The organism is Streptosporangium sp. NPDC020072 (assembly GCF_040631445.1).
Lineage (GTDB): Bacteria > Actinomycetota > Actinomycetes > Streptosporangiales > Streptosporangiaceae > Streptosporangium.
In genome coordinates, this window is record NZ_JBEYAB010000011.1 from 81,650 (window position 1) to 100,577 (window position 18,928).

At 71.7% G+C, this 18,928-nt stretch carries 18 protein-coding genes and 1 pseudogene; 8 read left to right on the forward strand and 11 right to left on the reverse strand.

Annotation, left to right across the window (positions count from 1 at the left end):
- The first annotated feature begins 29 nt into the window (after positions 1–29).
- Positions 30–455 carry a low affinity iron permease family protein gene (locus ABZ470_RS26035; protein ID WP_362776234.1) on the forward strand — a complete coding sequence of 142 codons (426 nt, stop codon included), beginning with the start codon at positions 30–32 and terminating at the stop codon, positions 453–455.
- 191 nt (positions 456–646) lie between these two features.
- Here the strand turns inward: ABZ470_RS26035 and ligA are convergent, their stop codons facing one another.
- On the reverse strand, positions 647–2,743 hold the full coding sequence (gene ligA / locus ABZ470_RS26040; RefSeq protein ID WP_362914438.1) for an NAD-dependent DNA ligase LigA: 2,097 nt from the start codon (positions 2,741–2,743) through the stop codon (positions 647–649).
- Between the two features lie 387 nt (positions 2,744–3,130).
- Here ligA and ABZ470_RS26045 point away from each other — a divergent pair, with 387 nt between their 5' ends.
- Complete coding sequence (locus ABZ470_RS26045) at positions 3,131–4,564, forward strand: M4 family metallopeptidase (protein WP_362914440.1); 1,434 nt, start codon at positions 3,131–3,133, stop codon at positions 4,562–4,564.
- A gap of 97 nt (positions 4,565–4,661) precedes the next feature.
- On the opposite strand, the gene ABZ470_RS26050 is transcribed toward ABZ470_RS26045, so the two are convergent.
- Positions 4,662–5,057, reverse strand: coding sequence for a RidA family protein (locus ABZ470_RS26050; RefSeq protein WP_362914837.1), 396 nt, complete (start codon positions 5,055–5,057; stop codon positions 4,662–4,664).
- Positions 5,058–5,163: 106 nt separating this feature from the next.
- Here ABZ470_RS26050 and ABZ470_RS26055 point away from each other — a divergent pair, with 106 nt between their 5' ends.
- The gene (locus ABZ470_RS26055) at positions 5,164–6,144 is read left to right on the forward strand and encodes a WYL domain-containing protein (RefSeq protein ID WP_362914442.1); all 981 of its coding nucleotides are present in this window, start codon (positions 5,164–5,166) and stop codon (positions 6,142–6,144) included.
- A 24-nt stretch (positions 6,145–6,168) separates the two neighbouring features.
- Here ABZ470_RS26055 and ABZ470_RS26060 read toward each other — a convergent pair whose 3' ends face one another.
- Entirely contained in the window at positions 6,169–7,215 is a 1,047-nt protein-coding gene (locus ABZ470_RS26060; RefSeq protein ID WP_362914444.1) for a LuxR C-terminal-related transcriptional regulator, read from the reverse strand.
- Here ABZ470_RS26060 and ABZ470_RS26065 point away from each other — a divergent pair.
- Entirely contained in the window at positions 7,185–8,336 is a 1,152-nt protein-coding gene (locus tag ABZ470_RS26065) for a transposase (protein ID WP_362914839.1), read from the forward strand. The genes ABZ470_RS26060 and ABZ470_RS26065 overlap by 31 nt on opposite strands.
- A 238-nt stretch (positions 8,337–8,574) precedes the next feature.
- On the opposite strand, the gene ABZ470_RS26070 is transcribed toward ABZ470_RS26065, so the two are convergent.
- From ABZ470_RS26070 to ABZ470_RS26090, 5 genes are all read right to left on the reverse strand, one after another.
- Positions 8,575–9,072, reverse strand: a complete 498-nt coding sequence (locus tag ABZ470_RS26070) for a flavin reductase family protein (RefSeq protein WP_362914446.1) — start codon at positions 9,070–9,072, stop codon at positions 8,575–8,577.
- Positions 9,069–10,280, reverse strand: a complete 1,212-nt coding sequence (locus ABZ470_RS26075) for an acyl-CoA dehydrogenase family protein (protein WP_362914448.1) — start codon at positions 10,278–10,280, stop codon at positions 9,069–9,071. The genes ABZ470_RS26070 and ABZ470_RS26075 overlap by 4 nt, the downstream gene beginning before the upstream one ends.
- 40 nt (positions 10,281–10,320) lie before the next feature.
- Entirely contained in the window at positions 10,321–11,823 is a 1,503-nt protein-coding gene (locus tag ABZ470_RS26080; RefSeq protein WP_362914450.1) for an aldehyde dehydrogenase family protein, read from the reverse strand.
- A 1-nt stretch (position 11,824) separates the two neighbouring features.
- Positions 11,825–12,217: a nuclear transport factor 2 family protein gene (locus ABZ470_RS26085; protein WP_352011830.1), complete on the reverse strand. Its 393-nt coding sequence runs from the start codon at positions 12,215–12,217 to the stop codon at positions 11,825–11,827.
- A gap of 110 nt (positions 12,218–12,327) precedes the next feature.
- Positions 12,328–12,933 carry a TetR/AcrR family transcriptional regulator gene (locus tag ABZ470_RS26090; RefSeq protein ID WP_362914452.1) on the reverse strand — a complete coding sequence of 202 codons (606 nt, stop codon included), beginning with the start codon at positions 12,931–12,933 and terminating at the stop codon, positions 12,328–12,330.
- Positions 12,934–13,058: 125 nt separating this feature from the next.
- Between ABZ470_RS26090 and ABZ470_RS26095 the strand changes: the two genes are divergently transcribed.
- The 3 genes and pseudogenes from ABZ470_RS26095 to ABZ470_RS26105 all read left to right on the forward strand — a co-directional run.
- Positions 13,059–14,156, forward strand: a complete 1,098-nt coding sequence (locus ABZ470_RS26095; RefSeq protein WP_362914454.1) for an aldo/keto reductase — start codon at positions 13,059–13,061, stop codon at positions 14,154–14,156.
- A 66-nt stretch (positions 14,157–14,222) separates the two neighbouring features.
- Positions 14,223–14,372 carry a hypothetical protein gene (locus ABZ470_RS26100; RefSeq protein WP_362914456.1) on the forward strand — a complete coding sequence of 50 codons (150 nt, stop codon included), beginning with the start codon at positions 14,223–14,225 and terminating at the stop codon, positions 14,370–14,372.
- A pseudogene (locus ABZ470_RS26105) lies at positions 14,312–14,809 on the forward strand (transposase); the annotation flags it as partial. The gene ABZ470_RS26100 and the pseudogene ABZ470_RS26105, both read left to right, overlap by 61 nt.
- 441 nt (positions 14,810–15,250) lie before the next feature.
- On the opposite strand, the gene ABZ470_RS26110 reads toward ABZ470_RS26105, so the two are convergent.
- Positions 15,251–15,706 (reverse strand): MarR family winged helix-turn-helix transcriptional regulator, encoded by a 456-nt coding sequence (locus ABZ470_RS26110; RefSeq protein ID WP_352011826.1) that lies wholly within the window; start codon positions 15,704–15,706, stop codon positions 15,251–15,253.
- Between the two features lie 144 nt (positions 15,707–15,850).
- Between ABZ470_RS26110 and ABZ470_RS26115 the strand changes: the two genes are divergently transcribed.
- The gene (locus tag ABZ470_RS26115; protein ID WP_362914458.1) at positions 15,851–17,077 is read left to right on the forward strand and encodes an amidohydrolase family protein; all 1,227 of its coding nucleotides are present in this window, start codon (positions 15,851–15,853) and stop codon (positions 17,075–17,077) included.
- 19 nt (positions 17,078–17,096) lie between these two features.
- On the opposite strand, the gene ABZ470_RS26120 is transcribed toward ABZ470_RS26115, so the two are convergent.
- Positions 17,097–18,374: a DUF6596 domain-containing protein gene (locus ABZ470_RS26120; protein WP_362914841.1), complete on the reverse strand. Its 1,278-nt coding sequence runs from the start codon at positions 18,372–18,374 to the stop codon at positions 17,097–17,099.
- Between the two features lie 75 nt (positions 18,375–18,449).
- On the reverse strand, positions 18,450–18,869 hold the full coding sequence (locus ABZ470_RS26125; RefSeq protein WP_362776260.1) for a YciI family protein: 420 nt from the start codon (positions 18,867–18,869) through the stop codon (positions 18,450–18,452).
- Positions 18,870–18,928: the final 59 nt, after the last annotated feature.

Sequence of the window (18,928 nt, forward strand, 5' to 3'; positions counted from 1 at the left end):
CGCGTTTTGGTGGAGTAAAGGGGGCGGCGATGACGACACATCACTCCGGCAGCGGCGACACGGCCACCATGCCGACGGACGTGAACGCCCGTCTGTCGTTCTTCGACCGCTTCGCCACCAAGGCCGCCGCCTTCGTCTCCGGTGCCTGGTTCTTTGCGATGTGCGTGCTGCTGGTCCTGGTCTGGGCTCCGTCGTACTTCCTCTTCGGTGACGTCGACACCTGGCAGCTGATCATCAACACGGCCACCACCATCGTGACGTTCCTGCTGGTGGCCCTGCTGCAGAACACGCAAAGGCGGGCCGATGAGGCCCTGCAGCACAAGTTGAACGCGATCGCCGACGCGCTGGCCGACCTGATGAAGCAGGTCGCCGCCGACCGGCAGCTGAAGCAGCTGCACGAGGACATGCGCGAGCTGCGTGCCGCCGTCGGCCTGGAGAACAAGGAAGGCACCTGATCCCGGCCCGCGGTAGCCGATCTCCACCGGCCGGATCGGACGTCGCCCGTACGGCCGACCGGCGGGCCCTGTCCGCCACCGGACAAGGCCGTGGACGGTCGGCGGCCGGTGTGCCCTTCCGGGGCAAGGACGGTGTTCGATCACCGAGCGCCCGCAGCGTGGACGCCCCGTCCTTCAGGCGCGGGAGGATGTCACAGGAACGCGCCGACGAGTGCGGCGAACTCCTCCGGTGAGGCGATCCGTACGCCCAGGCCCTCGGCCTTGGCCTTCTTGGACCCGGCCTTGTCTCCGGCGACCAGCAGCGACGTCTTGGCCGAGACCGCGGACGATGCCTTGCCTCCCGCCCGTTCGACGAGCTCGTTCACCTGGTTGCGCGACAGGTCCTGCAGGGGACCGCTCATCGCGCCGGTGACCACGACCGTCATCCCGGCCAGCGGCAACGCGGAGCCCTCGCCCTTCTCGTCCTCCTGGCCGTCGCCCGCCCCGTCGACCGCCACGGCCGGTGTGACGCCGGGCTCGACCATGTTCACCCCTGCCTGGATGAGTTTGTCGATCAGCGGACGCAACTCGGCCAGCTCGGCGACCACGTCCGGGGCCTTCTTCGGGCCGATGCCCTCCACCACCTGCAGTTCATCGGCGGACGCGGCGAGAACGGCCTCCATGGTGGCGAAGTGCCGGGCGATCCGGCGGCTCATCGACCGGCCCGTGCCGCGAACGCCCAGTGCGCAGAACACCCTGCTGAGCGGCCGGGTTTTGGCGGTCTCGATGGCGGCCAGCAGCTTGTCGGTGCTGGTGTCCCCCATCCGCTCCAGGGTGAGGACCTGGTCGCGGGTCAGGAGGAACAGGTCGGCGAAGTCGGCGATGAACCCGGCGTCCAGCAGCTGGACGATGCGGGACTCGGCCAGGGTCTCGATGTCGAGGCAGTCGCGACCGACCGCGTAGGCGATGGGGGCCAGCGCCCGGCAGGCCCGGCCCCGCACGCATCGCCACCGTTCCTGCGAGCTGTCGATGGCGTCTCCGCAGTTCGGGCACGCCTCGGGGAAGGCGATCGGCTGCTCGTCGCCGGTGCGCAGGTGCACCACCGGCGCCTCCACCCGCGGGATGACGTCTCCGGCCTTGTAGACGGTCACCGAGTCGCCCAGCATGAGACCGCGCCGGGTGATGTCGTTGGGGTTGTGCAGCGTGGCGTAGGTGACGATCGACCCGTCGAGCTCGACCGGCTCCAGCACCGCGCGCGGGGCGATGATGCCCGTACGGCCGGTGTTCCACTCCACCGCGACCAGCTTGGTGATCTTCTCGACGGCGGGCAGCTTGTAGGCGACCGCCCACCGGGGAGCGCGCGAGCTGAACCCGGCCTGCGCCTGGTCCTCCGCGAGGTCGCACTTGATGACGATGCCGTCGATGCCGAAGGCCAGATCCGCTCGCTGGGCGGCGATCTGCTCGACGCGGGCCTGGATCTCCTCGACGCCGGTGGCCGTGACGCCGGCGACCGGCGTGGCGGCGGTGGTCTGCACGCCCCACGTGGCGACCAGGCCCATGATCCGGCTGTGCGGCAGCTCGCGCAGCCGTACGGCCACCTCGGAGCCGTCACCGGGCGGCAGCGGCAGGGCACCGTAGCCGAAGAAGGTCAGCTCGCACACATACGGCCGGTCCTGGGCCCGCAGCGTGCCGGCGGCCGCGCTGCGCGGGTTGGCGAACGTGGTGCCGTCGTGGGCCTGACGTTTGGCGCACGCCGCCTCGAACTGGGCGGCGGTCATCATGACCTCGCCGCGGATCTCGACCGTGACCGGCTCGGTGAGCGCGCCCGGCAGACCGACGACCGTCCCGATCGCGTGACTGACGTCCTCCCCGGCCGTGCCGTCGCCGCGCGTGATGAGCTGGACCAGGCGGCCGTTGCGGTAACGGGCCGAGATCGCCAGGCCGTCAAGCTTGGGCTCCACGCTCCAGACGGTGACCGGACGGCCCAGGCGGCGCTCCAGCCCGGCGGCCCACTTGGCCAGGCCGTCGGCGGAGAACACGTTGTCCAGGCTCAGCATCGGGGTGCTGTGCGGGACGTCGCCGACGACGGCGCCTCCGGCGACCTTTCCCGTGGGCGAATCCGGCGACACGTCGCCCGGGTGCTCGGCCTCGTAGGCCTCGATGCCGCGGACCAGCCGGTCGTAGTCGTCGTCGTCGAGGGAGGAGGTGCCGTCGCCGTAGTAGGCGGCGGCGGCGTCGACCGCCAGCTGGACCGCCGCGGCGTAGGCGGCCCGGTCAGCGGGAACGGTGAGAGGAGGCGTGTCGCTCATGAGGACATCCTGTCGAACGGAACCGACATTCTCCGGACCGCGAGCGTGCGGTGAACAGGGGTGGTCAACCGGCCGTGCGCGTCGTCCGAACGATCACGCGGAGCCCACGTGCCCTCACGGAAGGCCGGACGGCCCAAACCGGGCCGGTTCCCTGTGCGCGCACGTCAGGCCCTGCCCCGTCGATTCACGGCCGAGGCCACGAGGGCCCCTCGGGACCCGAACGTGTTTTCCGGTCCCTGGCCCGTGCGCCCGCTGGGAGCGCTATGCATGCCATACGCCCGAAATATAAGGACTTGTAGGGTTCTCCGCCCCCCATGTCGATGGCACCGTTGGGGCAGCCCTGGCCGGCCACGGCTCCTTGCGCCTGCAGACAAGGAGTCATCGCGTATGAACCTCAAAACCACGCTGGGAGCGTTCGCTCTCATGACGGTCGTCACCATGGGCACGACGGCGCCGGCGAACGGCGCGGAGACCACGAGCACGGCGTCCCGGCTCGCCACGGTGCACAGCGGTGCGGGAACGGCTGGCCGGGCGCTCCTGGGCTCGGGCAACAGTCACTTCAACGGCAACCCGGTGGCCGTCCAGACCACGTACTCCGGGGGCCTGTACTCCCTGAACGACCCCACCCGCCCCGGTCTGAGCTGCGGCCGTCTCAACGGCCCCGTCCTCACCAAGCCGACCGACACCTGGGGCGACGGAACCGGCACCAGTCTGGAGACCGCCTGCGTCGACGTCATGTTCGCCGCACAGAAGCACTGGGACATGCTGCGTGACTGGCTGGGACGCAACGGCGTCGACGGAGCCGGCCACTCCTACCCGGCATCCGTCGGCCTCAACGACGTCAACGCCTACTGGGACGACAACCGCGCCGTCTTCGGCCACAACAGCGCCCGCACCGACCAGCTCACCTCACTCGACCTGGTCGGATACCACTACGGCCTCGCCGTCTACGCCAAGACCGGTTACGACGACGGCAACGGCCCGGAGGCGCAGTCCCTCCGCCTGTCGGCCGCCGACATCTTCGGCACCCTGACCGAGCACTACGCCAACCACCCCCCTGCCCTGGACGAACCGGACTACCTGATCGGCGAGGAGGTGAACATCGTGGGCGGTGGGCCGCTCAGGAACATGTACAACCCCTCACTGACGGGTAACCGGAACTGCTACCCCCTCTCCATGATCCCGCCCGCCGACGGCGGACCGCAGGACCACTGGTTCTACCTGCTCGCCGAGGGCACCAACCCGCCGGGCAAACCCGCCAGCCCGGTCTGCGCGGGCCCGTCCACGCTGACCGGCGTCGGCATCCGGAAGGCCGCCCGGATCTTCTATCAGGGGATCCAGCGCAAATCCCTCGGCTGGTCGTACGGCAGGGCACGCGTGGCCACCATGCTGGCCGCGAAGAACCTCTACGGCTGCCCCGAGATGAACGCGACCAAGGCCGCGTGGACCGCCATCCGCGTCCCCGCCCAGGCCGGCGAGCCGACCTGCTCGACGCCCACTCCCCCGCCCTCCCCCTATCCCAGCGGGATCACGGTCGACCCGCCCTCGGCCACGGTCAGCCCCGGCGGGTCCACCACCGTCCAGATCAGGCTGTCTCCCGACACGACCCAGCCGGTGACCCTGTCGGCCACCGGCACCCCCGCGGGGACGACCGTCAACATCGTCCAGGCCGGTCAAACCATCACGGCGACCATCAACGTCTCGGCCGGCGCCCCCCTGGGTACCCACACCATCACCTTCGTCGCCACCTCCGGCGGCTCCGCCAAGACGGCCCATTTCACCCTCACGGTCATGGGGGAGGGCGATCAGGCGACGCCTTGACGAACGACCGCCACGGGTGCGGCCGGAGGAGGGGCGGCCGCGGAGACCGTCCGCCCCTCCGGCCGCCGGGACACTCCGGTGGTGTCGCACGGGTGCCTCAGGCGACGGCGGTTCCCTCAAGTTCGACCATCAGGTCGGGGATCGCCAGCCGTGTCACCCCGAGCATCGTGGTCGACGGCGCCACCCCGGCGGCACCCAGCCGCGACGCCAGCACGCCGTAGTGCTCGAAGAGCCGGTCCACGTCGGTGGTGTAGACGTTGAGCCGGACGAGGTCGGCGAGGGTCATGCCCGCCTCACCGAGCACGGCCTCCAGGTTGTCCAGGCTCAGCGCCAGCTGCGCCGCCATGTCACCGGCGTGCCGGGGCCTGCCGTCGCCGCCCATCGCGGTCTGCCCGGCGCAGTACAGGGTCCGGGTCTGCCCGGAGACGAGTTCCCCCTGGTTGTATCCCAGCTCCGTCGACCAGGCCCACGGGTTGACCGCCGTTCGCTCCACTGCCATGTCAGCTCCATTCGATACATTCATCGGCCCGATGGCCATGTCACCAAGCCTCCCGGCAAATCACGACATCTTGTGTCGTGTATTCCAGTAGTGTTTTTGCGTGCGTGCCGATCGGCTGGTCTCGCTGGTGCTGCTGTTGCGGCGGCACGGCCGGCTGTCCGCGGTCGCGCTGGCCCGCGAGCTTGAGGTGTCCACCCGCACCGTGCTGCGCGACATCGAGGCGCTGTCGGCGGCCGGTGTCCCGGTCTACGCCGAACGCGGAAGGCACGGCGGGTTCTCGTTGCTGCCCGGGTTCCGGACCGAGCTGACCGGGCTGAACCACGACGAGGCCCTCGCCCTGCTGATCGCCGGGTCCCGGCGCGGCGCGCAGGCGTTCGGCCTCGGCTCGGCACTCGCCTCGGCGATGCTCAAGGTGATCGACGCGCTGCCGGAAAGCCATCAGGGCATCGCGGCCGAGGCGGCCGAGCGGCTGCTCATCGACCCGGAGACCGACCTCCTCTCGCGCCGGTCGGTCGCCGAGGAGGTGCCGGACGCCGTGGTCGCCGAGATCCGGCGCGCGGTGCTCGCCGGGCACAGACTGCGCATCCACTACGCGGCCGTCGGCCAGGCCCCGAGGTGGCGCACCGTCGATCCGATCGGCCTGGTCACCGTACGCGACCAGGGCTACCTGCTGGCCACGCGGTCCGGCGCCGACCGCACCTACCGGCTGTCCCGGGTCCTGGCCGCCGAGAGGCTCGCCGAGCCCGCGCGGCGGCCGGACCGGGTCGATCTGGACCGGGCCTGGCAGGAGCGCGGCACGCGGTTCCGCGCCGGCGGCGACCAGGTCGCCGTGCTGGTACGGCTGGCCCCGGCCAGGCGGGAGGAGCTGGTGGGCACCGCGCTGGCCGTCCTCGCCGAGGAGGCCGACCCGGACGGCCTGCTGCGGATGGAGGTGACCTTCCAGGACGCGAGACACGCCAAGTGGGCACTGTGGCAGCTCGCCCTGGACGCCGAGGCCCTGGCCCCGCGGTGGTTGCGCGCCTGGCTGCGCGAGCGCGCCACCGCGATCGCCACCCGCTACGAGGACCACCCCGAGGACTGACGGGTGCCGGGCCGTACGGCGGGCTCAGCGCAGCAGGCGGTCGAGCAGTTCCGCGCGCGTGTGCACGCCGAGCTTGGCGTAGATCGACTTGAGGTGGTGCTTGACCGTGTGCGGGCTGATGAACAGCTCGGCCGCGATCTCACCGTCCCTGCGGCCGGTGAGGGCGCGGGTGGCGATCTCGGCCTCGCGCGGGGTGAGGGACGCCAGCCGGTACGGGGCGACCAGGCGCGCCGTACCGTCCCGTACGGTGATGACCGAGACGATCACGTCCGGCTGGCCGGGCAGCCGTTGCGAGGTGACGGTGAGGTGCGGCCCGGTCTCCAGGGCGCCGTCCGCGCTCCAGGAGACGACCGTCCTGTCCCCGTCGCAGTCGAGCAGCCGCTCCACCTCCGGGCGGTCGTCGCCGAGCCTGGCGAACAGGGACAGGGCGGGCGCGTTGAGGTGGCGCCGCGCCAGCGCCAGGTCGGTCAGCACGACCGGCGTGCCGCACCGGTCGAGCGCCTCGGCCAGCTGGTGGCGTTCACGCTCGATCGAGGACCGCTCGCGCACCGCGGACACCGCGATGCCCAGCACCATGGCCGCCACGTGGGCGGCGTCGCGGTCGGCCTCGGTGAACTCGGGCTGCCCGTCCCGCCGGGCCAGGTTCAGCGTGCCCGCCACCTCGGCGCCGACGACGAACGGGGCGCACAGCACCCGCGCCATGGCGTGCGGGGCGAACACGTCGTGCACGATGGGCAGCTTCAGCCACTCCTCCCTCGGCATCAGCGAGTCGCTGTCGCACACCCGGCGTTCGCGCAGGGCTCGCTGGACGACGGGGTCCCGGTCGCGGCCGTGGCGCTCGTAGCTGCGCACGTAGTAGTCGCCCAGTCCCCGCACCCTGGCCGCGGCGGGGCGCCCGGTCACGTTGTCGTGCACGTAGACGCCCGCGGCGAAGGAGTCGAACCTGCCCGGCGCCTCCTCAAGGAAGTCGAGGAAGCGGTCGAGCAGCCGTTCGAGGGAGGGCGAGGCGACCAGCTCGGCGACGAGCGCGGGCGGCAGCGATCGGACCGGATCGGCGGCGGGACTGCCCATCAGATTCTCCCGAGGGGACTGTCGCCTTCAGGCGACGGGGGCATCGCCGCACCGCCTATGCCAAGGCGGGCGTGAGCATCCGCTACGGCGAGCAGTCGGCCGAACTGAAGCACATCCGCGCCGACGACCCGGACGGGCAGGGGCGCTGGTCCTTCTCCTCCCAGCAGGCCACCCTTCGACGGCTCGACAGGGCGTTCCGTGCGTTCTTCGACCGCGTCAAAGCAGGCCGCACGCCCGGTTTCCCGCGGTTCAAGGGGCGGGGCCGGTTCGACACCGTTGAGTGGCCCAGGGACGGTGACGGCTGCCGGTGGGACTCCCAGCCCGAACACCCCAGCGCCACCTATGTCCGCCTTCAGGGTGTCGGGCATGTCCGGGCGCACCGGCACCGGCCGGTCAAGGGCCGCGTGAAGACGATCGGCGTCAAATGGGAGGGCGACCGCTGGTATGTGGTGCTGTCGTGCGACGACGTGCGCGCCGAACCACTTCCCGCCACGGGCACGGCGGTCGGCATCGACATGGGCGTCGCCTCGCTGGTGACCACCTCCGGCGGCGAGCACGTCGCCAACCCGCGCCACCTGGCCGCGACCGCCGATCGTCTCGCGCAGGCTCAACGAGCCCTGGCCCGTAAGAAGAGAGGCTCCACGCGGCGCCGTAAGGCGGTCGCCCGTGTCGCCGCCCTGCACGGCAAGGTCCGCCGTCAGCGCCTCGACCACGGGCACAAGGCCGTGCTCGCCCTGGTCCGCACTTACGACGTGATCGTGCACGAGGATCTGCGGATCGCGAACATGACCCGCTCGGCTGCGGGCACGGTCGAGCGGCCCGGCCGGAACGTCGCCGCCAAGTCCGGGTTGAACCGGAGCATTCTGGATGCGGGGTGGGGGGTGTTCCTGACGATTCTGTCGTACAAGGCTGAGAGCGCCGGTCGAGAGCTGATCGCGGTGAACCCCGCCCACGCCTCCCGCACCTGCGCCGCCTGCGGGCACCGCGCTGCGGAGAACCGCCTCACCCAAGCCGGGTTCCGATGCCGGGAGTGCGGGCATGCCGCGCACGCCGATGTGAACGCGGCGGTCAACATCTTGAGGGCAGGGCTTGCCCTTCGCCAGGCCGCGGAAGCGGCTTAGCGAGAAGCCGCTTCCTTCAGGGAACGGAGGAGTCACGACGTGCTCCACTCTCGACACGCCCGGCCGGGCGGCCCGCCCGGACCGGCTTCCTCCCACCTTCCAGGAGGACGGCCGTGGCCGCCAAGCGTCGGGTCCGCTCAGCGGACCCGCGCCCGGCGGCTCGCCATCCGGCCGGGTCCGGCGGGCCGTCATCGGCCGGGTCCGCCGAGCCGCTGTCCGGCCGGGGCCGCCGGGGCCGTCATCCGGCCAGACGGCCGTGGAGGAAGAGCAACGGCTCACGCTCGGGTTCGGCGGCCAGTGAGACCACCCGCCCGATGAGCATCCAGTGTGAGTTGTTGCGCAGCGTTCCCGCCAGGCGGCACTCGAAGCTCGCCGTGGTCCCGGCGAGCAGCGGCGCGCCGACCACGCCGGGGACGTGGTCCACGTGCTCGAACTTGTCGGAGTCCTTCGAGGCGAACAGCCGGGCCGTGGCCGCCTGCCCCGAGGAGAGCACGTTCACCGCGAACACCCCGGAGCGTTCGATCGCCGACCAGGTGCGGGAGGTCGCCGCCAGGCAGACCAGCACCTGGGGCGGGTGCAGGGTGAGGGAGGTGAAGGCGTTGACGGTGCTGCCGTACGGCGTGCCGTCCAGGGTCGTCGTGACGACCACGACCCCGGTGGGGAACTGGGCGCACGCCGATCTGAAGGCCTCGGGAGTCGGCTCGGTCGACGGCTCGCACGAGGTGGCCCCGTTCATGACGCCGTGCGCAGGGCCGGTGCCTGGCCCGGGTCGAGCCCCATCGAGATCAGACCGGCCATCTCCGCGCACGCCAGCGCGTTCGGCGGCATGATCGGGCCGGTCATGGCGTCCCGCAGCATCAGCTCATAGCCCTTGGCCCGCATCAGCGAGTTGAGGCCGCCCGCCGTCGTGCCGAGCGTGGAGATCGTGTGGATCGCCGTGCCGACCATCAGCTTCGCCCGCAGGAACGCGGCGCAGGTGTTCAGGCTCGGCCCGCTGTTCTCGTCGGCCTCCCAGGCCGCGTGGTACATCATCAGCCTGGCCGCCTCGATCTGGGCCGCGATGTGCCCCATCGCGGTGCTGATCGTCGGGTGGTAGCCCATCGGCTGGGCGTGGCCCTTGGCCGTGCGCGTCCCGAGGGCGTTCCGCAGCCACTCCGCCATCGCCTCGGCGACACCGAGGTAGACGCCGGTGTAGCCGCCCCACGCGATGTGGGCCTGGGCCACGATCCAGTTGCCGAGGAAGTCGCCGAACTCGCACAGGACGAGGTCGTCCGGCACGAACGCCCCGTCGATGCGGACCTGGTTGCTGCGGGTCGAGCGCATGCCCAGCGTGTCCCAGTCGTCGGTGACCGTGATCGCGCCGTCCTGGCGGGTCGGCATCAGGAAGCCGACCACGTGGGTCGGGTCGTCCGCCCACTCCGGGTGGGCGAACATGAAGGCGTAGTCGCTGGCCTCCCACAGGGAGGCGAACATCTTCGTGCCGCTGACCTCCAGGCCGCCGGGCACCCGGCGCGCGGAGAGGGTGGGCATGTAGGTGGCGGGCAGCAGGCTCGACGCGGACGGCTCGGACAGCGGCGCGCAGATCAGCGCGCCGTCCCGGACCACCAGGTCGGCCACCCGCTTCCTGGCGTCGGCCGGTACGGCGTCGAGTGTGGCGATGATGCGGGTGGCCACGTAGTGCATGTTGAAGCCGAGCGCGGTCGAGGCGTCGCCCTTGGCGAGCGCCTCGACGGTGGCCAGCCACTGGGTCGTCCTGGCCCCGAGGCCGCCGAGGTCGCGCGGGAGCGCGACGCCGTACAGGCCCGCCTCGCGCAGTTTGGCGAGGTTCTCCGTCGCGGTGCTGCGGTCGCGGTCGTGCTCCCTGGCATGGGGGGCGAACCCGGCGGCGAGTCTCGCGCCGAGCTCGGCCAGTTGCGCGCTGTGTTCGTCGAGGTCGAAGCGCATGGTGGTGCCTGTCTTCCTGGTCGATCTGTTCTGAAGGGTCTCAGGTCCACATCGGTGGACGGGCGGTGTCGAGGCTGGCGTGGACGACCTTGGTCGAGGTGTACTCCAGCAGGGTCGAGGTGGCACCCTCCCTGCCGAAGCCGCTGGCCTTGACGCCGCCCTGCGGCTGGCCGAGCGGTGTCGCGAACCAGGTGTTGATCCAGACCATCCCGGAGTCGAGGCGGTCCGCGAGCCGGTAGGCCTGGGCGAGGTCGGTGCTCCACACCCCGTTGGCCAGCCCGAAGGCGACCCTGTTGGCCCGTTCGACGACCTCCTCCTCCGAGGTCCAGGACTCCACGGTGAGGACCGGGCCGAAGAACTCCTCGCACGAGGCGCTGGTCGTGCCGTCCGGGGAGGCCAGGACGGTCGGCCGGTAGTAGCTGCCCCCGGCCAGTTCGCCGGGCATCTCCGGGACGTGCCCGCCCGCCCTGAGCCCCGCTCCCTCGGAGAGCGCGGCCCGCACCCTGGCGGCGACCAGGTCGCGGTGCCCGGCCGTCACCAGCGGGCCGAGCTGGGTGGCCGGGTCGAGGGCGTCGCCGACGACGATCGACTCGGCGCGGGCGACGACCCTTTCGAGGAGTTCGTCGTGGCGGTCCCGGTGCACCATGAGCCGTGAGGAGGCGAAGCACACCTCGCCGTTGGCGGCGAAGACGCCGGTGAGCACGTCCTCGGTGACGGTGTCGAGGTCGGCGTCCGGGCAGACCACCATGGCCCCCTTGCCGCCCAGTTCCATCAGCGCCGGGACCAGCCGCTCCGAGACGCCCCCGAGGATGCGGCGCCCGGTCTCGGTGCCGCCGGTGAAGCTGACCTTGGCGACGTCGGGGTGGGAGACGAGCGCGTGCCCGGCCTCGGGGCCGAACCCGGTGACGACGTTGACGACGCCGGGCGGGAACAGGTCCTGCACGAGCCGGACGAACTCCACCGTGCTGACCGAGGCCAGTTCCGACGGCTTCACCACGACGGTGTTGCCCGCGGCCAGGGCGGGCGCCAGCTTGTGCGCGACCGAGATCAGCGGCGAGTTCCACGGGACGATCGCGGCGACGACGCCGAGCGGGCGTGGGGTGGTGGAGACGTGGGCGCCGGGGCCGCAGGGCACGGTCCGCCCGTGCAGGTCGCGGACGACGCCGGAGAAGAACCGGAAGATCTCCGCGGCCGTCGGCACGTCGATCAGGCCGCCCTCGCGGACCGCTCTGCCGTTCTCGGTCGCGAGCAGGGCGGGCCAGCGTCCGGCGTCCTGGGTCAGCCGCTCGGCGACTGCCCACAGCAGGGCCTGCCGGGTGTCGAGCGAGGTCCGCCGCCAGGTGTCGAAGGCGCTCCTGGCCGCGGCGACCGCGCGGTCCACGTCGCCCGCCGTACCCTCGGCGACCTGCGCCCAGACGCGGCCGGTGCTGGGGTCGACGGCGGGGAAGGTCCGGGCGGCCCTGACCTCCTCGCCGCCGATCAGCAGGGGTTGCGGGGCGGCCAGCACGAGCCGTCCCCCCGTGGTGGCTTCGGTCGTGGTCATGTCAGAAGCCGATGTGCTGGGAGTGGAAGGGGTTGTCGATGCGGATGCGCCAGGTGCCGTCGGCCTGGCGGCAGAAGACGTTGCTGTCCACGGCGCCCATCTCGATCGGCTCCCCGTCGGGGCCGGTCCCGGTCAGGTGCCACCTGAGCGCGACCAGGGCGACGTCCCCCGCCTCGACCCGGTGCAGTTCCTCGATCGTCAGGTGGGGCTTGGTGTCGATGAACCGCTGGAGCGCCTCCCGCAGGGCGGGCAGCCCTCGGACGGGCTCCGTCCCCGGCGCGGTCTGGAAGACGGTGTTCTCGTCCCAGCAGGACACGGCCAGGTCGAGGTCCCCGGCGTTCATGGCCTCGACGAACAACTCGTTGAGCTCGGTGACGCTGTTGTGCGAACCCACGGTTACTCCTTGGTGAGGGGGGTGCGTTTCCCTCAACGTAGGTTCGGCCGCGGACGGCCACATCCCGCCGGGACGGGGTTCGCGGGCATCCCCTGTTCGGGGGATGCCCGTCAGTTCGCGGGGAAGGCGCCCGCGCGCAGGCTGGCGATGCCCATGTCGAGGGCGGCCTCCAGGTGGGTGGTCTCGCCGGTGGACATCTGGATCAGCACGCCGCCCTGGACGCACGCGAGCAGGGCCGCCGCGGCGCGGTCGGGGTCGACGGCGGGGTCGATCTCGCCGGCGCCCTGCATGTGCCGTACTCCGGCGGCGAGCTCGGCCTGCCAGCGGCCCATCAGCCCGGTGACCACGGCGCGGGCGCCGGGGGTGCCCTCGCCCAGGTGCGAGGTGACGGCGTTGAGCGGGCACAGGCCGCCCTGCCTGCGGTAACGCTCGACGACGGTGTCGCGCCACGACCACCAGGCGGGCCAGGAGGTGAGGTCGCCGAGCTGGGGCCGCTGGTCCTCAAGCACCCGGTCGGCCTCCAGGCGCGCCACGGCCAGCAGCAGTTCCTCCCTGCCGCCGGGGAAGTAGTGGAACAGCTGGCTCTTGCTGGTGGCGGTCCTGGCCAGCACGTCGTCGAGGGTCGTCGCGGCCACGCCGAACTCGCGGATGTGCGCGGCGGCGCCATCCAGGATGCGCCGCCGGGTCGCGGCCCCCTTGCGGGTGAGCGTGGGCATGACCACCTCCAGATTGGACTTTTCAGTCCATATTATCGCGCCAGTTTTGGACTTGACAGTCCATTTTATGCCGCGCAAGGTGGGTCGCGAAACCACCCGCCCATCTCAGAACGGGAAGGACCCCCATGTCTCTCGACCAGTACTACCTGCTCGGACGTTCCGGGCTGCGGGTCAGCAGGCTCGCACTCGGCACGATGAACTTCGGCACCGGCGGCTTCCACGCCGCGTACGGCAAGGCCCGGGACGAGATCCGCCCCGTCTTCCGCCGCTACCTGGAGACGGGCGGGAACCTCATCGACACGGCCGACTTCTACACCGCCGGAGAGAGCGAGACCATCCTCGGCGACCTCATCGCCGAGGCCGGGGTGCGCGACAGGGTGGTGCTCACCACCAAGTTCACCAACAGCGTCGAGCCCGGAGACCCGAACGCGGGCGGCAACGGCCGCAAGCACATGATCAGGGCGGTCGAGGCGTCGCTGCGCCGCCTGCGCACCGACCACATCGACCTGTTCCTGCTGCACACCTGGGACCGGATCACCCCCGTCGAGGAGGTCATGCGGACCTTCGACGACCTCACCAGGGCCGGGAAGATCCGTTACGCGGGCCTGTCCGACGTGCCCGCCTGGTACGCGGCCCGCGCCCAGACCCTCGCCGAGACCGGCGCCTTCCCCCCGGTGCTCTGCGTGCAGCTGCCCTACTCCCTCATCGACCGGGCGATCGAGTTCGAACACGTCCCGATGGGACGCGACCTGGGGGTCGGCATCACGGCGTGGAGCCCCCTCGGCGGCGGCTTCCTGACCGGCAAGTACCGGCGTGACGGACAGGGTCTGACCGGGCCGGGCAGGCTCGACCGCTCGGGCTCGGCCTGGCGGTCGTGGACGGACCGGGAGTGGCGGATCCTGACGGCGGCCGAGAAGGTCGCCGCCGAGCTCGGGGTGACGACGGCCCAGGTCGCCGTCAACTGGGTCGCAACCCGGCCCGGGATCGCCTCGGCGATCGTCGGGGCGAGCGACGTGCGGCAGCTCGACGGCACCATGGCCGCCCTCGGCTTCGAGATCCCGCCGGAGCTGCGCGCCGTCCTCGACGAGGCGAGCGCCGTGACACCCCCGCTGGTCTACGGCATGTTCACCCCGGAGTACCAGGGCAATCTGGTCAGCCCGGGGGTCAAGGTCGGGGACAAGCCCGCCGGATACGCCCCCGCCGTACGGAACTGGGTGGCCTGACGCCCGTCAGGGTGGGGAGTGGCACGGCCCCCCTTCAGCCCCGGCGCCGGGCCTGGCCTCGAAGACATGGACCCTGAGACCACGGGCGCGGCCACGGCCCGGGACAACCCGCTCGGCCGGTTCCTGCGCGCCCGCCGCGAGCGCCTGAGCCCCGAGTCTCGGATGGCCGTACGGTGCGAAACCCGCGTTTCCTGCGCCGGGCCGAGCGGCGATTGAAGAAAGCTCAACGAGACCTCGGGCGCAAGGCCAAAGGAGGCACGAACCGGGCCAAGGCCAGGGCCAAGCTCGCCAGAGCGTATGCCCGGGTGACCGATGCTCGCCGGGACTGGGCTCACAAACTCTCCACACGGATCATCCGCGACAGCCAAGCGGTGTACGTGGAGGATTTGGCCGTGTCCGGCATGGCTCGTACCCGACTCGCCAAGTCCGTTTATGACGCGGGCTGGGCGTCCTTCGTCGGGATGCTGGAGTACAAGGCGGCCCGCTATGGTCGCCACTTCGCCAAGATCGACCGATGGTTCCCCTCATCGAAGATGTGCTCCGAATGCGGGACCGTCCAGCGGTCGATGCCGTTGAACGTCCGGAAGTGGTCCTGCCCCTGCGGGGTGGTTCATGACCGGGATGTGAACGCGGCGAAGAACATCCTGGCCGCCGAGGTCGCCCCCCTGGGGATCGGGGTGACGATCGTCGAGCCCGGGGCGTTCCGGACGAACTGGTCGGGCCCCTCCATGCGTCAGTCCGGCGTCCACATCGACGACTACGCGGAGACGGCGGGCGCGCGACGGGCCTCGACCCTCGCCACGTACGGCAGGCAGCCCGGCGACCCGGTCCGCGCGAGCGAGGCGATCATCACCGCCGTCGGGTCGGAGCGGCCGCCGCTGCGCCTGCTGCTGGACAGGGCCGCCTACGACGTGGCCTCCGCCCGTCTCGGCACCCTCAGGACCACCTTCGACACCTGGCGCGACCTCACCCTCAGCGCCGACTACCCCGCCTCCTGACAAGGGGTCCGTGGATCTGGCCGCCCGCTACCCGGCAGGCGTCACCCTGGCATCTGTCATGCTCTGGCTCCGCGACTTCGAATTGCCAGACAGGTCCTAGGTTCGCTCCCGCTCGCGCAGGAGGGCCGCGTCTTCGACGTATCTGAGCAGCAGCCTGGCGAACTGGAGCCGTTCCCTCCTCGGCCAGCCCTCCGTGATCTGCTCGAACGCCTCGCGCTGCCCCTTGGCGAAGCACTCGCGCAGGTCGGCGCCCTGCTGGGTGAGTTTGAGCACGGTCCGTCTGCCGTCCTCCTGCGAGGCGGCGCGCAGCAGGTATCCGGAGGAGATGCAGTCGGAGACCATGCGGCTGGCGACCGACTGGTCGACCCCGAGCTCCTCGGCGACGCCGCCGACGGTCATCTCGTCGCGGCTGTCGGCGACGATGTTGAGCACCAGGTTGCGGGAGGCGTCCCTGCGTGAGGCGGGCACGCGCCGCCGCAGCCGGGCGAAGATGGGCCCGATGCCGTCGAGGAGGGCCTCCTCCTCCGGGGTCATATCGTCACCGCTGGTCATGGAGACATCCTAACCTTCACGACAAACAAACATACATATGCTTTATGACACGCACATGCATGCCATTAGTCATGTATTTTCTTGGGCACGGGCGGCACCCGGACCGCCCGTACCGTCCGCACCGCCCAGGGAGGCACAGTGCCCATGACCGCCGTGACCAACGCCCGCGTCTTCGACGGCGAACACGTTCTGCGGGAGACCACCGTCGTGATCGACGGCGGGGTCGTCACCGCCGTCGGAGGCGACGTGCCCGCAGGGGCGAACGTCGTCGACGCGGGCGGCGGCACGCTGCTGCCCGGCCTGATCGACGCCCATGTCCACACCTCCGAGCAGGCGCTGGCGTTCGCGCTGAGGTTCGGGGTCACGACCGAACTGGAGATGCAGGGGCTGTGGACCAAGCCCAACAGGGCCCGCCTCGACGGCGACGACGCCCTCGCCGACGTACGCTCCGCGGGGTTCGCCATCACCCCGCCCGGCGGCCACCCCAGCGAGCTGTTCCCACCGGGCACGCACTTCGGCGACAGTGGCCCCGCCGGCGGGCCGACCGGCGGCCAGGCCCCGGTGAAGCCGCTCTCGACCACCCCTCAGGAGGCGAGGGACTTCGTGCCGAAGCTCGTCGAGACGGGTTCCGACTACATCAAGTTCATGGTCGACGACGGCACGGTCGAGGGCCACCCCGGCCTGCCCATGCTCGACCAGGCGACCCTGAACGCCGGGGTCGCCGAGGCCCACCGGCACGGGATGCTCACCCTCGCCCACGTCCTCACCGTCGAGGCGACGCGCATGGCCGTCGAGGCGGGCGTCGACGGCCTGGCCCACCTGTTCATGGACCGGCCGCACGACGACGAGATCATCGATCTCGTCGCCCGCTCCGGCGCGTTCGTCGTCCCCTGCGTGGTCCTCAACGCCTCCATGACGGGGATCACCGGCGCCGACCTCGCCGAGGACCCGCGCGTCGGCTCCCGCCTGGACGAGGCCTGGCTCACCACGCTGCGCCGCTGCTACGGCCACTACCCCCAGGGCAGGCTGGAGGACGTCCTGGACACGGTCGGCGCCCTGCGCGACGCGGGCGTGGACATCCTCGCCGGGACCGACGCCGCCTTCCCGCTGCCCTTCCTCGGCGGTGTCGCCCACGGCGCCAGCCTCCACCGTGAGCTGCGCTACCTCGTCCAGGCCGGACTGACGCCCGTCGAGGCGCTGCGTGCCGCGACCAGCGTCACGGCACGCCGCTTCGGCCTCACCGACCGGGGCAGGATCGCCGTGGGCGCCCGCGCCGACCTGCTCCTCGTGGACGGCGACCCCACGACCGACATCTCCGCGACCCTGGACATCCGCGCCGTCTGGCGCCGCGGCACCCTGCTGGCCGCCTGAGCGCCCCCGCCGGACCGGGTCACCCCGGCAGCGCCGCCGCCTTGCGCAGCAGTACCGACCGTTCGCGGACGTTGCCGCACAGGCGGGCGGCCAGTTCGAACTCCGCGCGTGCCTCGGCGGCCCTGCCGAGTCTGGCCAGCAGTTCGCCGCGCACCCCCGGCAGCAGGTGCGAACCCGGCAGGCGACCGGCGACGGCCAGGTCGTCCACGATGCCCAGCGCCTGCCCCGGCCCGTCCGCCATCGCGACGGCGACCGCGCGGTTGAGCTCCACGACGGGTGAGGGCGCCACCCGGCCGAGCGCCTCGTAGAGGATCACGATCCGTCTCCAGTCGGTCTCCGCGACCGAGGGGGCCGACGCGTGGCAGGCGGCGATCGCCGCCTGGAGCCCGTACGGCCCGAGCCCTCGCCCGGCCCCCGCCGCGCGGGTGAGGGCGGCCAGTCCCCGGCGGATCGCCGAACGGTCCCACAGCCGCCGGTCCTGGTCCTCCAGGAGCACCGCCTCCCCGTCGGGGCCGGTGCGCGCGGGGAAACGCGCGGCCGTGAGCTCGAACAGGGCGAGCAGCCCGTGCGCCTCCGGCTCGGCGGGCAGCAGCGCGGTCAGCGTCCTGGCCAGGCGGATCGCCTCGTAGGCGAGGTCGGTGCGCAGCAGGTGGTCACCGGCCGTCGCCGTCGAGCCCTCCGTGAAGATCACGTAGAGCACGCCCAGGACGCCGCCGAGCCGCTCGCGCCGATCCTCCGGCGGCGGCAGCTCGAACGGCACCGCCGCCGCGGCGATCGTCTTCTTCGCCCGGGTGATCCGCGCCTGGACCGTCGGCACGGGCACCAGGAACGCCCTGGCGATCTCCTCGCTCGACAGGCCGCCGACCACGCGCAGGGTCAGGGCCACCCGCGCCTCCGGGGAGAGCACCGGGTGGCAGGCCACGAACATCAGCGCCAGGACGTCGTCGTCGATCCGTTCTGGATCCCACGGCAGGTCGTCCCGGTCCGGCGGGACCCGCGCGCCCGAGGTGGCCTCCCCCTCGGTGAGCTGCCCGGCGAGCATGGCGTAGCGCTCGCCCAGCGCCGCTCCGCGGCGGAAGCCGTCGATGGCGCGCCGCCGCGCGGTCGTCAGCAGCCAGCCCACCGGGTTGTCCGGCGTGCCCTCGCGCGACCAGGCGACGAGCGCCTCGGCGACCGCCTCCTGTGCGACGTCCTCGGCCAGCGCGAAGTCACCGGTGTAGCGGGCCAGCGCGCCGACGATCCTGGCCGACTCGATCCGCCAGACGGCCTCGACGGCCCGCCGTACCGGCTCACCCACTGTTTCCGCGCTCATCCTCTGTGCTCGTCTTCCGCGCTCGCCTGCCGCGCTCGTCTTCTGGGCCCGTCCCGGCGGTCAGAGCTGGCCGGTCCGCTCGCGCCACTCCCGCTCCTTGGCGACCCACTCGTTGTCCTGGGGGAACTCGTCGATGCCGGGCACCCGGCGGATCTCACACTTGGCGCCGGCCATCATGGGGATCCGCCTGGCCCACTCGACCGCCTCCTCCTTGGAGGCCACGTCGATCAGGTAGAAGCCGCCGAACAGCTCCTTCGTCTCGCCGTACGGGCCGTCGGTGACCACCGGCGTCTGTCCGCTGAAGTCGACGACCACGCCCTGGGCCGGGTCGTCCAGGCCCTCGGCGGCGACGAGCACGCCCGCCTTGATCAACTCGTCGTTGAAACGCCCGACCGTTTCGAGCATCTCCTCGAAGGGCGTCTTCATCATCTCGGCGAGGCTCTCGTCCGTGCCCCTCATGATCAGCATGTACTTCGCCATCTCCGGTCTCCTCCGCTGTCGGGGCCGTCCTTCGGCCCTCTCACCCACAGGTCGAACGG

Coding starts and splice junctions, on each gene's coding strand:
- ABZ470_RS26035 (WP_362776234.1), top strand. CDS start 30: ATGACGACACATCACTCCGGCAGCGGCGACACGGCCACCATGCCGACG.
- ligA (WP_362914438.1), bottom strand. CDS start 2,743: ATGAGCGACACGCCTCCTCTCACCGTTCCCGCTGACCGGGCCGCCTAC.
- ABZ470_RS26045 (WP_362914440.1), top strand. CDS start 3,131: ATGAACCTCAAAACCACGCTGGGAGCGTTCGCTCTCATGACGGTCGTC.
- ABZ470_RS26060 (WP_362914444.1), bottom strand. CDS start 7,215: ATGGGCAGTCCCGCCGCCGATCCGGTCCGATCGCTGCCGCCCGCGCTC.
- ABZ470_RS26070 (WP_362914446.1), bottom strand. CDS start 9,072: ATGAACGGGGCCACCTCGTGCGAGCCGTCGACCGAGCCGACTCCCGAG.
- ABZ470_RS26075 (WP_362914448.1), bottom strand. CDS start 10,280: ATGCGCTTCGACCTCGACGAACACAGCGCGCAACTGGCCGAGCTCGGC.
- ABZ470_RS26080 (WP_362914450.1), bottom strand. CDS start 11,823: ATGACCACGACCGAAGCCACCACGGGGGGACGGCTCGTGCTGGCCGCC.
- ABZ470_RS26090 (WP_362914452.1), bottom strand. CDS start 12,933: ATGCCCACGCTCACCCGCAAGGGGGCCGCGACCCGGCGGCGCATCCTG.
- ABZ470_RS26095 (WP_362914454.1), top strand. CDS start 13,059: ATGTCTCTCGACCAGTACTACCTGCTCGGACGTTCCGGGCTGCGGGTC.
- ABZ470_RS26100 (WP_362914456.1), top strand. CDS start 14,223: ATGGACCCTGAGACCACGGGCGCGGCCACGGCCCGGGACAACCCGCTC.
- ABZ470_RS26110 (WP_352011826.1), bottom strand. CDS start 15,706: ATGACCAGCGGTGACGATATGACCCCGGAGGAGGAGGCCCTCCTCGAC.
- ABZ470_RS26115 (WP_362914458.1), top strand. CDS start 15,851: ATGACCGCCGTGACCAACGCCCGCGTCTTCGACGGCGAACACGTTCTG.
- ABZ470_RS26125 (WP_362776260.1), bottom strand. CDS start 18,869: ATGGCGAAGTACATGCTGATCATGAGGGGCACGGACGAGAGCCTCGCC.